Below are 15,050 nucleotides of genomic sequence, written 5' to 3'. Positions count from 1 at the left end.
GTAAAATGCGGGTTGTTTTACAGCGGGTTAAGCGGGCTCAGGTAACGGTTAACGAAGCCGTAATTGGTAAAATTGGAACAGGCGTGGTACTATTAGTCGGGTTCACTGATGGGGACGGGCCAGCAGAGATTGAGTATTGTACCCGGAAAATTACCCGGGCGCGGATTTTTGCTGACTCGAATGGTAAAATGAACCAGAATATTCAGGCGGTTGGCGGGGCAATCTTAGTGATTTCCCAATTTACCCTGTACGCCAATACCCGTCGGGGGAATCGGCCTAGCTTTACGGCGGCCGAAGAAGCGGGGAAGGCGCAAAGCCATTACGAGCAGTTTATTGCTTGCTTACGGGAAACCGGAGTTCCGGTTGCAACGGGGCAATTTGGGGCTGACATGCGGGTTGAACTGGTTAACGACGGCCCGGTTACTGTTATTTATGATACTAACGATAAGTAGAAAGAGGGAGAACCATGAGCGAGACCTACTTCTGGGATTTTGATGGAACGTTGTACAATACATACCCGGTGATGGTGGCTGCGTTTATTTATGCAATGCAAGAACAGCACATTAAGGTGAAAAAGGACGAGGTATACCATCATATGCGGCAAACATCACTCGGGCGGACATTTAAGTGGGCGTTAACAAACCATCCAGAGCTTGATGAGCCAACCGCCCGGGCGGCATATAAGGAATATGAAGAGCAGCGCCATGGCGAAATGCACCCGTTTCCAGGGGTTGCAGAAGTGTGCGCGCAAGTTGTTGACCACGGGGGACGGAATTTCTTGTTGACTCACCGGGACGAACAGGCCGTAATGATTTTGGAACGTGATGGATTGAAGAGATTCTTTAGTGGGTTCGTTACCTCCAAGTTGTCGTTTCCCCGGAAGCCAGATCCGGCATCCTTAAACTATTTATGCAATGAGTATTCTGTTGATAAGGAGCATGCGGTTATGATTGGGGACCGCGCCTTAGACGTTGAGGCGGGTCATAACGCTGATATGAAGGGAATTCTTTTTGACCCGGATAACATTATTGATGAAGATGGTAATCCGGATAAGCGGATTAAGTCGATGTGGGAGCTTGTCGACAAGAAGGCCTAAACCAGTATGTTTTAATTCAATAAAGTGCGCCTTATAAGGGCAATAAAAAGGATGTGATGGGAAGTCACATCCTTTTTAATTTAGTGATTCGTTTTAATGAAATGCTGAACTCCAGCGACCACGTCACTTGTCATTACATTACGGTACCGGTATGAACGGATATATTGAAAATCATGACTCGTGTTAATGTAGCCTCCTTCAATTAAAATTGCGGGGACGGTGTTATCCCGGATTACCAAGAAATTCCCGAAGCGCGATCCTTTATCCGTGATCGGGAGGTGCCGCAACTGACGGTTAATGTCCTGGGCAAGACACAGGGATGCCCCTCGATAGTAGTAGTAGGTGGTAAGTCCGGAAGCTTCATTTTCGTCCGGTGACGAGTCAAAATGGAAGCTGATAAAGAGGTTGGCGTGCACCTGTTTTGCAAGGGTTGGCCGGGATTTTAAGCTGACAAACCGGTCGCTATTACGGGTGAGGTACACCTTTGCGCCTTTTGCTCGCAGCTTTTTTGCGACCATCTGCGCAAACTTTAGGGTATACGTTTTTTCCATTTGTCCGTGAACGGCTAATGCCCCCGAATCAGATCCGCCATGGCCAGGGTCAATTACAATCGTTGTATCCTTTAAACTCCGGACTACGGGCCGGTATTTGGCTGGAACTTTCCACGCAGGAATCCACCCTCGTTGGTTGGCACTTGTTGTTACTTTAAGCCATTCGTACTTTGAGCGGATAACCGCCACGCGGGTCCCCTTGGGAAGAACCATGCTACCGTGATACTCGATCCCCGGACCAGTGCGCATGGTTGTCGTTTGCTGAATTGTTGTTTGGTTAAAGTATGTTTTTGTTCGGTAGGCAAGGTATCCGCCTAAAACGCAAAACACCGCAATGAGGACGATGAGGTCTCCCCGGATTTGCCGGTGCTGGTGGTTTGTTTGCATGATTACGTTCAACTCCCGTGTAATTAGTCGTCCTCTGCCATTATAGTACAAAGAAACGGGCTTTAAAAACGGGGGAAGACTTGACTTTTAGGGGTACGGTCAGTATTCTGAAAACTGAATATGAAAGCCAGTGACAGGGATTAGTACCCGATGAGCGACCGGTAGCGACCGAATGAATGGTGGAAGGTTCGGGGTTAGTGTTGGGGAAGACACCCTCGAGGTACATTAAACCAATGTCGTGTGATACGTTATCTCAGTTAAGTTAAAAATAAGGTGGTACCGCGCCACGTTGCGCCCTTATCTGGCAGTTACTGGATGGGGCGTTTTTATTTTATTAACCGTTGGAGCCGACATTGTTAGAGGAGGTTATTAAATGAAGTATCAAAAGCCGAAGGGAACTGCAGATATTTTACCAACCCAAACAGCTGCATGGCAGTATGTTGAAGGGGTTGCCCGGAAATTATTTAACCAGTACCGGTACCACGAAATTCGAACGCCGATGTTTGAGAACTACGAGGTTTTTTCCCGGACATCAGGGGAGACTTCCGACATTGTTACTAAGGAAATGTACGACTTTAACGATAAGGGTGGCCGGCACATTACGCTGCGGCCGGAAGGAACGGCGGGGGTCGTTCGGGCCTTTGTTGAAAATAAGTTGTATGGTCCGGAAGTACAAAAGCCACTAAAGGTTTACTATATGGGACCGATGTTTCGGTACGAGCGCCCACAATCTGGCCGGCTCCGGGAATTTCACCAAATTGGGGTGGAAGCATTCGGGGTGGATAGCCCGGCTTTAGATGTTGAGGTAATGGCCATGGCGGTTGATTTTCTTCACCGTTTGGGGTTAAAAGGACTGAGAATTGCCCTGAACACGCTTGGCGACGTTGAATCCCGGCAAGCATACCGGCAAGCTTTAATTGACTTTCTAACTCCGTACGAGGCGGAATTATCGGATGACTCCAAGGAACGGTTACACAAAAACCCACTCCGGGTGCTTGATAGTAAGGATGAACACGACCAGGAAATTGTCAAGAACGCGCCGTCAATCCTTGACTACTTAACACCAGCGGCACAGGAGCATTTTGACCAGGTAAAGAACCTGCTTGATGAATTGGGAATCGAATACGAAGTTGACCCGAACATGGTCCGGGGATTGGATTATTATAACCACACAATTTTTGAGATTATGAGTAACGCTCAGGCCTTCGGCGGTAAGTGGATGACCGTGTGTGCAGGGGGGCGGTATAATGGGTTAGTTGAACAACTTGGCGGTCCGGAAACACCAGGAATTGGGTTCGGAATTGGCGTTGAACGACTTCTACTAATCCTTGAAGCAGAACAGGGTAACTTGCCTACTGATGATCAGTTAGATGTGTACGTGGTTGGGATCGGCGCGGAGACTAATGCGGCAACGTTACGGATTGTTCAGGCTCTTAGAAAGCAAGGAATCAGTGCTGACCGGGACTACCTGGCAAGAAAGCCGAAGGGGCAGTTCAAAGCAGCTAGCCGGTTAAACGCCCGCTACACGTTAACCATTGGGCAGCAAGAACTTGCCAACCAGACCGCTAATTTGAAAGAAATGGCGACGGGAACGGAGCGGCAGGTTTCCCTGGCGGATGTTGAACAGCATTTTAATGAGTTACTGAAGTAGGAGTAGGAGAATGAGAAGAACAACGTATTGTGGGAATCTAACGTCGGCATTTGTTGACCAGCAGGTCGTCTTAAAGGGGTGGGTACAAAAAAAGCGCAACCTCGGGAACCTGGTATTTATCGACTTACGGGACCGGCATGGAATTGTCCAGCTGGTAGTTAACCCTAAAACGCCTGCTAATGTCCGGGAGATGGCAGAGTCTTTGCACGGTGAGGATGTTATTGAGGTGCATGGGACCGTGGTTAAACGGGGAGACGGCGCAGTCAACCCTGAAATGAAGACCGGGCAGGTTGAGGTGAATGTTCAGGAGATGATTATCCTTAATAAGGCCAAGACCACCCCGTTTGAAATTAAGGATGATATTAGTGCGGCAGACGATTTACGGTTAAAATACCGGTATTTGGATTTGCGGCGGCCGGAAATGCAACGGGCGTTATTGATTCGTAACCGGATTACCCAGGCCGTTCACCGGTACTTAGATGAAAATGACTTTATTAACGTAGAAACGCCTTACTTAACTAAGTCAACACCGGAAGGGGCACGGGATTATTTAGTACCGTCACGGGTTTATCCCGGGTCATTTTACGCGCTACCGCAATCACCACAGTTGTTTAAGCAGTTGTTAATGGGGGCGGGATTTGACCGGTACTATCAGATTGCCCGTTGTTTCCGGGATGAGGACCTTCGGGGAGACCGGCAGCCAGAATTTACTCAAATTGACATGGAAATGTCGTTTATGGATGCGGAAGAAATTCAAACCATGACTGAAGGCCTCCTTAAACGGGTAATGAAAGAAACGCTGGGGATTGACATCAAGACGCCAATTCAGCGGATTACGTGGAATGAAGCCATGGACCGGTTTGGTTCAGATAAACCCGATATTCGGTTTGGGATGGAGTTAAAGGACGTTGCTGAAGCAGTACGACCGGCTGGGTTTAAGGTTTTCGATAGCGTACTTGAAAACGGCGGTCAGGTGAAGGCAATCGTCGTTCCCAACGGGGCTGATAAGTATTCCCGGAAACAGATTGAGCAAAAACAGGAGTACATTAAGCGCTTTGGGGCAAAGGGCCTAGCCTGGATGAAGGTTACGGCAGATGGTTTTGGCGGGCCAATTGCTAAGTTCTTTAAGGGCGATACGGTGGCAAAAGCTGTTAAGGACGCAACGGGAGCCGCAGAGGGTGATTTGCTGTTATTCGTAGCGGACAAGCGAAAAGTTGTGGCGGATTCCCTCGGTTACCTGCGGTGTGCTATTGCTAAGGAACAGGGCATGATTGATGAAGATGAATTTGCCTTTATTTGGGTAGTTGACTGGCCGTTATTTGAGTACAGTGAGGAATTTGGTCGCTACATTGCTGCCCATCATCCATTTACGATGCCAAATGAAGAAGATGTTGCCTTGCTTGAAACGGATCCACATAAGGCACACGCGCAAAGTTATGATATTGTATTAAATGGTTATGAACTCGGAGGGGGCTCAATCCGGATTCACCGGCGTGACGTTCAGGAGAAGATGTTTAAGGCGTTAGGCTTTACACCAGAAAGGGCAAGGGCGCAGTTTGGCTGGTTTATGGATGCCTTAGATTATGGTTTTCCCCCACATGGCGGCTTGGCGCTGGGGTTGGATCGGTTTGCGATGCTCCTTGCTAAGCGGGATAACATTCGGGAAGTCATTGCGTTCCCTAAGAATTCAAAGGCGGTTGATCCGTTGACAAATGCTCCGCGACCGGTAGCTCAGAAGCAATTGGATGAGTTACACCTTGAAACGGAAGAATAAGTCCCAATAATTTACGGGAGGTTGTACCAGAGAAGGTGCGATCTCCTTGTTATTTTTGAATGGTCTAGTGCCTAATAAACGGGTTAGCTGCGGTAGGGGGAAATTAATAAATTTTACTGTGTTGGCTTGCCGGGGGACTGGTTGTGCGTTATCCTAACGACAGCAAAAGATGAAGGAGTCCCAAGCGTGAATGAATTACAAAAAATCTGGAAGCGTCATGCTTACATTTCACGGGCATCGACGGCATTTATTTACGGTATCTTAGTGTCAGTTGCAATGAATTTTTTTTGGACCCCCGGAAAAATTTACTCGTCAGGGGTAACAGGAGCGGCGCAGCTGGTTGCCTCCCTCACAGCACACTGGCAGCATCCCTTATCAGCGGCCCTAATGCTGTTTGTATTAAACGTTCCGTTGTTCGGGTTAGCCTGGAAGGAAATTGGACACCGGTTTACCGTTTTTACGTTCATTGCGGTTGTTTGCTCAAGTGTCATGATTAAGGTGCTTAAACCCGTGACGTTAACAACCGACCCAATCATTTGTTCAATTTTTGGGGCCGTAATTAATGGCTTTGGAACCGGATTAGCACTAAAAAACGGGATTTCGACGGGGGGACTGGATATTTTAGGGCTCACCCTCCGGAAACTAACCGGAAAAAGTATCGGGACGTTTAACCTGTTATTTAACGCCTTAATTGTGCTTGCGGCGGGGGCAGTTTACGGTTGGCCATATGCTTTTTACTCCGCGATGGGCTTATTTGTCAACGCGCGCGTGATGGACATGGTTTACACCCGCCAGCAAAAGATGCAGGTGATGATCGTAACGACTAAGCCTAAGAGTGTAATTGACTGTATTCAAAATCACTTGCGGCGGGGAATTACGATTGTTCACGGTGCCGAAGGGGCGTATAAACACGATGAAAAGACCATCCTCTTTACCGTCATTTCCCGCTATGAACAACCAGAATTAAGAATGGCAATGGAGGAATCGGATCCACACGCCTTCGTCAGCATTGCGGATAATGTTCATATTATGGGACACTTTTACGAACCCGAACCATAGGGGGATACCTAATGAAGAAGGTAATTTATTTATGGCTTGTGCGGTTGGTAGCTGGAATGGTTAAAAATCGGGCACCACAAGAGATTGCGTACGTCATGAGTTTTGGCAATAATCAGGAGTTTATTCGCGCGCTTGCACAACGGGCCCGGCAACTAGGAGTACCGATCACGATTCTGTATAAGCCTAATTGTGTGGCAACGGCTCAGCAGCTAGCCGCCGATGGAATTAAGGTGCAGGCCTTTACGGATGGCCTTTGTTTTTTGGGACGGCCACTACGGGTAATTATGAATGCGCGGTTACTGTTTTGTGATAACTATTACGCCTTTTTGGCAGACTGTCCGTTCGATCATCAGCAAACCACGGTTGTTCAAGTATGGCACGCAAACGGGGCGATTAAATCTTTTGGGTGGGAAGAACCACGAACGCAGCAACGTTCCCGGGCAGATAAGCGGCGTTTTCAACGTGTGTACGATCAGTTCGATGAATATGTCGTTGGTTCCACCCAGATGGCCCGGGTGTTTGCACGGAGTTACCACGTTCCAGAATCTCGGGGACGCGTGTTAGGATACCCGCGAAGTGACCGGTTATTTAACCAAACATGGCGTACGCAAATGCCTAATCGGATATACAAGCAGTATCCTGAACTTCAGGGGAAAGAGGTTTTTTTGTACGCGCCAACGTACCGGGAAGATGCGGTTGGGAAACCGGTATTTAGTATCCCCGATGATTTTGCGCAAATTGTTGCGGGGTTGTCTTCCAAGCAACGATTGATAATTAAGTTACACCCCCACGTTCAAGCTACTGAGCAGGCATTTATTAAGCGGTTTGGCCGGCAGGTGATGGTGATTCCTGACTTTACCACGGAGGATCTGCTCACGGTAACGGATTGTCTGATTACTGACTATTCTTCGGTAATTTTCGATTATGCAGTTCTTCCTAATGCAGGGCGGATGGTCTTTTATTGGTATGATGAGGCCGAATATCAGCGGCAAGTTGGCCTGCAACCTGGCATGGCAGCGTGGCTTCCGGGCCCCATATGCCGGAATGCGCGGGAAGTTAGCGCCGCGCTTCAGTCCAGGAGCGGACAGGCTAATTTAGTTTCATTTAATGCCCAGTGGAATACAATGAATGACGGAGAGGCAACTAAGCGGGTGCTTGATACGTACCTTCCGGTCAATAAATGAGGTGAGAAGTAATGTTAATTGGATCACACGTTAAAATGCGGGGTAAGGACATGTTTTTGGGATCAGCCAAGGAAGCTGCGTGGTATCACGCCAACACGATGATGGTATATACGGGCGCACCACAGAATACCCGGCGCAAGCCCCTTGAGGAGATGAACATCCCGGCTGGAAAACAATTTATGCAGGAACACGGGATTCACGACATCGTTGTGCATGCGCCGTACATTGTTAATCTAGGGAATGCTGATCCGCATAAGTTTGCGTTTGCTGTTGAGTTCTTACAAAAAGAAGTGACGCGGGCGGATGCGCTAGGGGCACCGCAAATGACCCTTCATCCGGGAGCGCATGTTGGAGCTGGTGCTGAAGCGGGAATTGCTAGCATTGCACACGGCCTTAACGAAGTGTTATCCCGGGAACAGCACGTTCAAATTGCTCTGGAAACAATGGCGGGAAAGGGAACCGAAGTTGGCCGGACTTTTGAGGAACTGGCAGCAATTATTGATAAGGTAACTTTAAACGACCGGCTTTCGGTTACCCTGGATACGTGTCATACGAACGATGCGGGGTACGCTATCAAGGACAATTTTGATGGGGTTTTAAACGAGTTTGACCATATTGTTGGACTTGACCGGTTAAAGGTGATTCATCTTAATGATTCGAAGAACCCGCAAGGAAGTCACAAGGACCGGCACGAAAATATTGGCTGCGGAACAATCGGTTTTGATGCGTTGAATTATATTGCGCACCATCCGCAATTAACGGATGTTCCGAAGATCTTGGAGACACCTTATGTTGGCCCGGATAAAAACCATAAGTATGCGCCGTACGGGTTTGAAATTCAAATGTTAACAACGAATCAATATGACCCGGATGTTCAGGCTCATGTGGTTGCGGCGAAGGGAAAAGTGACAGAAGGGTAGCCGACTAATAGCCAAAGAGCGGTTGCGGCCTTAAAAATTCCCGAATCTTGAATCGAAGAAACAAGATTCGGGAATTTTTTTGACACAACCGCTCTTTGTTTGTTATCTGTGTATGATTGCAAGTTAAACCAAACAAATGCTAGAAGGTAATGTTAACTTATCCATGTGGACTATCATATTTGGGGTTAATTTCCACTCCGTTCGTTTGTTTTGATATCATAATCAGTTCGTTCTCCCAATCCGTGCCGGACGATGTATACGATGATTAGCATTATAAGGATAATGGCACCAACGCTAACTGAAACACGCGTATCCGGGTTAATAAACATGAAGATAATAATTACGGCCATAAAGGCAAGTGCTAGGTAATTAGACCACGGGTAAAGGGGTAACTTAAACGGGTGATCGGTCATAATCGCGGGGTTATTTTTACGGAACCGAAGTTCGGCTAGAAGAATAACCAGCCACGGAATCATTCCTGGTAGCACACTTGAACTAAAGACAACCACGAACAAGTCAGCGGTGGACTTATTGAATGCTGATGACACAAGGTCAAGGATAAAGCCTAAGAGAATTCCGCCTGAAATAGCAAGGATGGCGTTATTCGGGACAAGGCGTTTGGATAGCTTTCCGAGCTTTTTGGGTGCATCGTTTTCATGGGCCAGCATATAAAGCATCCGGCTGGAACTATAAATTCCTGAGTTTGCCCCGGAAAGAGCAGCAGTAAGAACCACGAAATTAATAATTCCAGCAGCGCTCGTGATGCCAATCTTAGCAAACGTTTGGACGAACGGAGAACCAATTGACCCTAGTTTATTCCATGGGTAAATGGTGACAATTACGCCGATTGCCCCAACGTAGAAGATTAGAATCCGCCAGATAACGGATTTAACCGACTTAACCACAGCGTGCTTGGGGTCCTTAGCTTCTCCGGCAGAAATTCCGAGTAGTTCAATTCCCTGGTATGATCCAACGATGATGGACATCGAGAAAATGAAGCCCTTAATTCCGCCGGTGAAGAAACCACCGTGGGACCACAGGTTACTGAAACCGACAGGATGCCAGTGATTACCAAAGCCCAGAACAATGATGAGTGCTCCCAGAATGATCATGAGGATGATGGTGACAACCTTAATCATGGAGAAGTAGAACTCGAGGGTCCCATATGACTTTGCCGATAACAGGTTAGTAAGGGTTAGAAATGCGATGACGACAAGCCCAGATACCCATGCAGGAAGATGTGGCCACCAGTAATTTAGGTATTCGGTTGCCGCAATAACTTCGGACATCCCAACAACAATGTATTCACAAACATTAGCCCATTTAGCGAGGTACCCCGCTAATGGATGAATATATTCGGTAGCAAACTGGGCAAAAGAGCCCGTTCCGGGGTTGACGTATAGCATTTCTCCTAATGCTCGCATGATAATGTACAAGATTACTCCCACCAGAGCATATCCTAAAATAACGGACGGTCCTGTCCACTTAATGGTTGATGTTGATCCCATAAACAGGCCGACCCCAATCGCCCCTCCAAGGGAAATCATTTCTAGTTGACCAGGTGATAGGGACCGTTTGAGTTTACGTTTCTCCGTCGCCATAAATTTTCCTCCTCACACATTGAAAAAACTAATTTCATTTTACTACAAGCAATTTAAAAGCAATGCATAAAATGAGATTTCTTTCATTTTATCATCATTTTATTTTCAGATGAAGGTAAAATGTAATCAATAAAAAACGGGCGTGGTAAAAGCGATAAGTTGTGCGGGTCACAATTGCGGTGATCCGTTAGCTTTTCCGCTTTCATTTAGCTCGTTTGTTTAGAATTCAATTACATGAGATTAGCAATAGAAAGCATTATTTCCATGGTTAGTCATAGGGTGATGTATTGGCTGGAAGACTTTCCATAATAAGGGTGGCGGTTTCTTCAATGGATTTGTGTGCAACGTTAATTACGAGGCATCCAAGTTGGTGGTAAAGGTCGTTAGCATACTGCAGTTCCTTTTCAATATTATCCGTATTAGAATAGGTTGTTTCAGGATCAAGCCCGTATGCAATCATCCGTTCCCGCCGAATGTCGTTTAAGACGTCCGGATCGTTCGTCAACCCGAAAATTTTGTCCTTATTAACCCGGTAAATTTCTTCAGGAATCTGAGCTTGCGGAACGAGGGGCAGGTTTGCGACCTTGTATCCCTGATTAGCCAGGTAGAGTGATAATGGTGTTTTGGAAGTCCGGGAGATTCCTAACAAGACAATGTCAGCTTTTAAAAGACCGCTTGGATCCTTGCCGTCGTCATAAGTGACTGCAAACTCGATTGCTTTAATCCGATCAAAGTAGTTTTTATCTGTGGTGTGGTTCATGCTGACTCCGTGGGCGGCGTGCTGTCCCGTACGGTGTTCAAGCTTTGCCATCAGGGGTGACATGGTATCAAAGTAATCCAGGCGGTTCTCTTCACAGAACGTATTTACGTGGTGGGCCAGTTGGGGATCAACGAGGGTGTGGATGATAAAAGCATTTTCCCGCTTCGCTCGGTTTAAGATCCCGTCAATTATTGATGTCGTTCGGGAAAACGGAAATTTTTCAACCGTGAAGTGATTATCAGGAAACTGAACAAGAGCTGAATCAACGACGTGCTTGGCGGTTTCACCAAGTGAATCCGAAATTACATATACCGGAATTGAGTTACTGGTTGTCATGGAAATCCTCCTCTAAGTAAAGCGCTTTTATTCGTAAATATTATACCAAAAAGAAAGCGGTTAGCATGGGGTGAAAAGATTATTGACTGGCGTGCATTAACGGGGGTACAATGTGAAAGGACTGTTTAAGTTGGTCGTATGTACAACGACGGTTACATTTAAGCTCGGAGGGAGGGAAACACCATGTCAAAGACAGTTGTTCGTAAGAACGAATCTATTGATGACGCTCTTCGTCGCTTCAAACGTTCCGTTTCAAAAACAGGTACTCTGCAAGAATACCGTAAGCGTGAATTCTATGAGAAGCCTAGTGTTCGGCGGAAGAAGAAGTCTGAAGCTGCACGTAAGCGGAAGAATAAGCGGCGCTTCTAGTCGCTCTGGGAGGTTGGCTTAATGAGTTTGCTTGATTCATTAAACAAGGATATGGTTGCTGCTATGAAAAGCCATGACAAGGCAACGTTAGGAACGGTGCGGATGTTAAAGGCGGCAGTGGCAAACGAAAAAATTAACCTTGGTCATGACCTCACACCGGACGAAGAACTGGCGGTTTTATCCCGGGAATTGAAGCAGCGGAAGGACTCCATTAAGGAGTATGAGGAAGCTGGTCGGGATGATACGGTTACCCAGTTAAAGCAGGAGATTAAGATTGTTCAGGGGTATATGCCTGAACAGTTAAGCACGGATGAGGTTCGCGCGATTGTCAGCCAAACCATTACGGAAGTAGGTGCCACCTCAAAAGCCGATTTTGGGAAGGTAATGAAGGCGGTTATGCCGAAGCTGAAGGGTCAGGCTGATGGCAAGCTGGTCAATCAGCTAGTTAATGAACAATTAAATGAGTAGATCAGTGTCTGAGGCCGCTACCGTAGCTATGAGGGTTACGATAGCGGTTTTTGTTCTCCAGTACAATGGTCGGGTAAGATTATGTAATGTGCTATAATTACGCTGGAATTAATAACGAAGTAAAGGAGATTTTGTGGGTGACGAATACAGCGGTTGTCGAACGGGAATACCGGCTCGTTAATCCGAAGATTGCAGGGCCGTTGTTTGGGATTAATGATGAGTTCTTGCACCTAATTGAGGAAGGACAAAAGGTGACGCTTAATCCGATGGGCGAGACCGTGAAAATTACTGGTTCAGTCGAAGCAGTGCAACGGGTGAAGGCGATTTTCGATGCGTTGATTAAGATTATTAATCAAGGAATCCGGTTAGGCGGCCCGGACATTGTTTCCGCAATGACGATGGCTGAGCATCACCGGTTAGAGTATTTCCCTGATTTGTACACGACTATTCTCCTTAAAGATGCGAAGGGCCGCCCGATTCGGGTAAAGAATTACGGGCAACGCCAGTACGTGCAAGCCGTTAAGCATAATGACCTTACGTTTGGTATTGGTCCGGCGGGGACGGGGAAAACGTTTTTGGCCGTTGTAATGGCGGTGGCGGCTCTTAAGCGTAAGGAGGTTGAGCGCCTTATTTTGACCCGGCCTGCGGTTGAAGCGGGGGAATCGTTGGGGTTCCTGCCAGGAGACCTCAAGGAAAAGGTTGACCCGTATCTCCGACCGCTATACGATGCGCTTCATGCAATTTTCGGAGCTGATCATACTGACCGCCTGATTGAGCGCGGAGTGATTGAAATTGCGCCGTTGGCTTACATGCGGGGGCGGACGCTTGACAATGCGTTTGTTATTCTGGACGAAGCGCAGAATACCACACGGCAACAGATGAAGATGTTTTTAACCCGGCTCGGATTTGGCTCAAAGATGATTGTCAACGGGGACGAAACGCAGATTGACTTGCCGCAAGGATACCGGGAAAGTGGATTGGTGGATGCTCAGCGTGTTTTACGGAAGCAACCCCACATTGGGTTTGTTACGTTTAATCAGGCTGACGTGGTGCGGCATCCAGTTGTTTCTGAGATTATTAATGCGTACGCCCAGGCTGCAAAGGAGGAGCAGTAGTGGACTTAGAGATTTATGACGAAACTAAACAGGTTAGTGCGGAACGAATTAAGTTAATTAACGATATTCTGAACTTTGCGGGAAAGGCGATTGATCTTCCGGATAATACGGAGATGTCGGTGACACTCGTAGACAACAATCGGATTCACGCGATTAATAAGAAGTATCGGGGCGTAGATAAGCCGACTGACGTGATTAGTTTTGCGCTTGAGGATGATCCGGAAGACGACGTCATTATTATGCCAGAAGGGGCGGCGCTTCCCCGCAATATCGGGGATATTTTTATCTCGATGGAAAAGGTAACGGAACAGGCCGCTTATCTGGGCCATTCTGAAGAACGGGAACTGGGCTTTTTGGCCCTGCATGGTTTCTTGCACCTTAACGGGTACGATCATATGAAACCGGAAGATGAAAAAGAAATGTTTGGGTTACAGCGAAAAATTTTGGGGGACTTTGGGCTTGAACGCTAATCAAAATCAATGGAAGAACCACCACTTTATTCAGGCGCTGCGGCACGCCCTTGATGGGATCGTCACGGCGTTCCAAGAAGAGCGAAATTTCCGCTTTCATTGTTGTGCTGCCGTGGGCGTTGTTGTCTGCGGTTTTCTTTTCCGGGTAACATATTCGGAGTGGTTGTGGCTGCTTGCAGCGGTTACATTAGTGATAGTAAGTGAATTGTGGAACACCGTTACGGAAAATTTGGCTGATTTGGCAAGTCACCTGCAGCGTGATGAGCTTGCTAAGAAGGCGAAGGATGTTGCGGCTGGAGCGGTATTAGTAGCTGCGGCGTTTGCGGTACTGGTAGCAGTGTTAGTGTTTGGCCCCCATGCCTTAGCGTTAGTGAAATAGCGCTGAAAGGAGCAAATGATGCAAGAAAACTTTCATTCAGGATTTGTTGCGATCTTGGGGCGACCCAACGTCGGCAAATCCACCTTTTTAAACCGGGTGGTGGGACAAAAAATTGCGATTATGAGTGACAAAGCGCAAACTACTCGGAATAAGATTCAGGGGATTTATACGACGGATGCCGCTCAGATTGTCTTTATTGATACCCCTGGAATTCATAAACCGCATAGTCGGTTGGGTGATTTCATGGTGGATGCTGCGCTTTCCACCCTTAATGAGGTAGACGCGGTGTTATTCATGGTAAATGCAACCCAGAAACGCGGACGCGGGGACGATTTCATTATTAACCGCCTTAAACAGGTCCATCAGCCAATTTACCTGGTGGTGAATAAAATTGACCAAGTCCATCCTAACCAACTTCCAGAGATTGTGGCGGCGTACCAGGATAGCCTGGATTTTACGGGGGTATTTCCAATTTCAGCCCTCGAGGGGAATAATTGTCCGCAACTGGTGGATGAGCTGATTCACCGGTTACCAGAAGGCCCCCAGTACTATCCGGCCGACCAAATTACTGACCACCCAGAACGGTTTGTAATTAGCGAGTTGATCCGGGAAAAGGTTTTGCAGCTAACGCGGGAAGAGGTGCCGCATTCTGTGGCGGTGGTTACTGACCGGGTTCAGCGAAAGGACGACGAAAAGGTCCTGGTGCAGGCGACCATTGTCGTGGAGCGGAAGAGCCAGAAAGGCATTATCATTGGCAAGGGTGGCAAAATGCTCAAGCAGATTGGTGTGCGGGCCCGGAAGGACATTGAACGGATGCTGGGCGATCGGGTTTACCTGGAGCTATGGGTGCGGGTGCAGCCTAACTGGAAGGACCGGCAGGTTGACCTGCGGGAGTTTGGTTACCGGGCCGAAGACTACAAATAGTGGAGG

Annotated in this window: 16 protein-coding genes; 13 read left to right on the top strand and 3 right to left on the bottom strand. The window is 47.5% G+C overall.

Annotation, left to right across the window (positions count from 1 at the left end):
* Positions 1 to 5: 5 nt before the first annotated feature.
* Both dtd and ACI3E1_RS03110 read left to right on the top strand, forming a co-directional pair.
* The gene (gene dtd, locus ACI3E1_RS03115) at positions 6 to 452 is read left to right on the top strand and encodes a D-aminoacyl-tRNA deacylase (protein ID WP_405024219.1); all 447 of its coding nucleotides are present in this window, start codon (positions 6 to 8) and stop codon (positions 450 to 452) included.
* Between the two features lie 14 nt (positions 453 to 466).
* Positions 467 to 1,096, top strand: a complete 630-nt coding sequence (locus ACI3E1_RS03110; protein WP_405024218.1) for an HAD-IA family hydrolase — start codon at positions 467 to 469, stop codon at positions 1,094 to 1,096.
* 80 nt (positions 1,097 to 1,176) lie between these two features.
* On the opposite strand, the gene ACI3E1_RS03105 is transcribed toward ACI3E1_RS03110, so the two are convergent.
* On the bottom strand, positions 1,177 to 2,034 hold the full coding sequence (locus tag ACI3E1_RS03105; protein ID WP_405024217.1) for an N-acetylmuramoyl-L-alanine amidase: 858 nt from the start codon (positions 2,032 to 2,034) through the stop codon (positions 1,177 to 1,179).
* A gap of 373 nt (positions 2,035 to 2,407) precedes the next feature.
* On the opposite strand from ACI3E1_RS03105, the gene hisS reads away from it, so the two are divergent.
* The 5 genes from hisS (at position 2,408) to ACI3E1_RS03080 (ending at position 8,622) form a co-directional block, all read left to right on the top strand.
* Positions 2,408 to 3,685 (top strand): histidine--tRNA ligase, encoded by a 1,278-nt coding sequence (gene hisS, locus ACI3E1_RS03100; RefSeq protein WP_405024216.1) that lies wholly within the window; start codon positions 2,408 to 2,410, stop codon positions 3,683 to 3,685.
* Between the two features lie 10 nt (positions 3,686 to 3,695).
* Positions 3,696 to 5,459, top strand: a complete 1,764-nt coding sequence (gene aspS / locus ACI3E1_RS03095; protein ID WP_405024215.1) for an aspartate--tRNA ligase — start codon at positions 3,696 to 3,698, stop codon at positions 5,457 to 5,459.
* A 186-nt stretch (positions 5,460 to 5,645) separates the two neighbouring features.
* A complete protein-coding gene (locus ACI3E1_RS03090; RefSeq protein ID WP_405024214.1) occupies positions 5,646 to 6,518 on the top strand; it encodes a YitT family protein in 873 nt (290 codons plus the stop codon).
* An 11-nt stretch (positions 6,519 to 6,529) separates the two neighbouring features.
* On the top strand, positions 6,530 to 7,702 hold the full coding sequence (locus ACI3E1_RS03085) for a CDP-glycerol glycerophosphotransferase family protein (RefSeq protein ID WP_405024213.1): 1,173 nt from the start codon (positions 6,530 to 6,532) through the stop codon (positions 7,700 to 7,702).
* 11 nt (positions 7,703 to 7,713) lie between these two features.
* On the top strand, positions 7,714 to 8,622 hold the full coding sequence (locus ACI3E1_RS03080; RefSeq protein WP_405024212.1) for a deoxyribonuclease IV: 909 nt from the start codon (positions 7,714 to 7,716) through the stop codon (positions 8,620 to 8,622).
* A gap of 185 nt (positions 8,623 to 8,807) precedes the next feature.
* Here ACI3E1_RS03080 and ACI3E1_RS03075 read toward each other — a convergent pair whose 3' ends face one another.
* Together ACI3E1_RS03075 and ACI3E1_RS03070 are read right to left on the bottom strand one after the other, a co-directional pair.
* Positions 8,808 to 10,223 carry an amino acid permease gene (locus tag ACI3E1_RS03075; protein WP_405024211.1) on the bottom strand — a complete coding sequence of 472 codons (1,416 nt, stop codon included), beginning with the start codon at positions 10,221 to 10,223 and terminating at the stop codon, positions 8,808 to 8,810.
* 268 nt (positions 10,224 to 10,491) lie between these two features.
* On the bottom strand, positions 10,492 to 11,319 hold the full coding sequence (locus ACI3E1_RS03070) for a pyruvate, water dikinase regulatory protein (RefSeq protein ID WP_405024210.1): 828 nt from the start codon (positions 11,317 to 11,319) through the stop codon (positions 10,492 to 10,494).
* Between the two features lie 183 nt (positions 11,320 to 11,502).
* Between ACI3E1_RS03070 and rpsU the strand changes: the two genes are divergently transcribed.
* The 6 genes from rpsU to era all read left to right on the top strand — a co-directional run bounded on the left by rpsU (position 11,503) and on the right by era (position 15,044).
* Positions 11,503 to 11,688: a 30S ribosomal protein S21 gene (gene rpsU / locus ACI3E1_RS03065; protein WP_283581936.1), complete on the top strand. Its 186-nt coding sequence runs from the start codon at positions 11,503 to 11,505 to the stop codon at positions 11,686 to 11,688.
* A gap of 21 nt (positions 11,689 to 11,709) precedes the next feature.
* A complete protein-coding gene (locus ACI3E1_RS03060; protein ID WP_405024209.1) occupies positions 11,710 to 12,156 on the top strand; it encodes a GatB/YqeY domain-containing protein in 447 nt (148 codons plus the stop codon).
* A gap of 137 nt (positions 12,157 to 12,293) precedes the next feature.
* The gene (locus tag ACI3E1_RS03055; RefSeq protein WP_405024208.1) at positions 12,294 to 13,271 is read left to right on the top strand and encodes a PhoH family protein; all 978 of its coding nucleotides are present in this window, start codon (positions 12,294 to 12,296) and stop codon (positions 13,269 to 13,271) included.
* Complete coding sequence (gene ybeY / locus ACI3E1_RS03050) at positions 13,271 to 13,741, top strand: rRNA maturation RNase YbeY (RefSeq protein WP_405024207.1); 471 nt, start codon at positions 13,271 to 13,273, stop codon at positions 13,739 to 13,741. Before ACI3E1_RS03055 ends, ybeY begins: the two co-directional genes overlap by 1 nt.
* Positions 13,731 to 14,120 (top strand): diacylglycerol kinase family protein, encoded by a 390-nt coding sequence (locus tag ACI3E1_RS03045; protein WP_405024206.1) that lies wholly within the window; start codon positions 13,731 to 13,733, stop codon positions 14,118 to 14,120. Before ybeY ends, ACI3E1_RS03045 begins: the two co-directional genes overlap by 11 nt.
* 18 nt (positions 14,121 to 14,138) lie before the next feature.
* Positions 14,139 to 15,044, top strand: a complete 906-nt coding sequence (gene era, locus ACI3E1_RS03040) for a GTPase Era (RefSeq protein WP_405024205.1) — start codon at positions 14,139 to 14,141, stop codon at positions 15,042 to 15,044.
* The last annotated feature ends 6 nt before the right edge of the window (positions 15,045 to 15,050 follow it).

This window comes from Ligilactobacillus sp. LYQ139, assembly GCF_045033025.1.
Lineage (GTDB): Bacteria > Bacillota > Bacilli > Lactobacillales > Lactobacillaceae > Ligilactobacillus.
The sequence above is the reverse complement of the archived record's forward strand: the minus strand, read 5'-3'. Positions and strand labels throughout refer to the sequence as shown.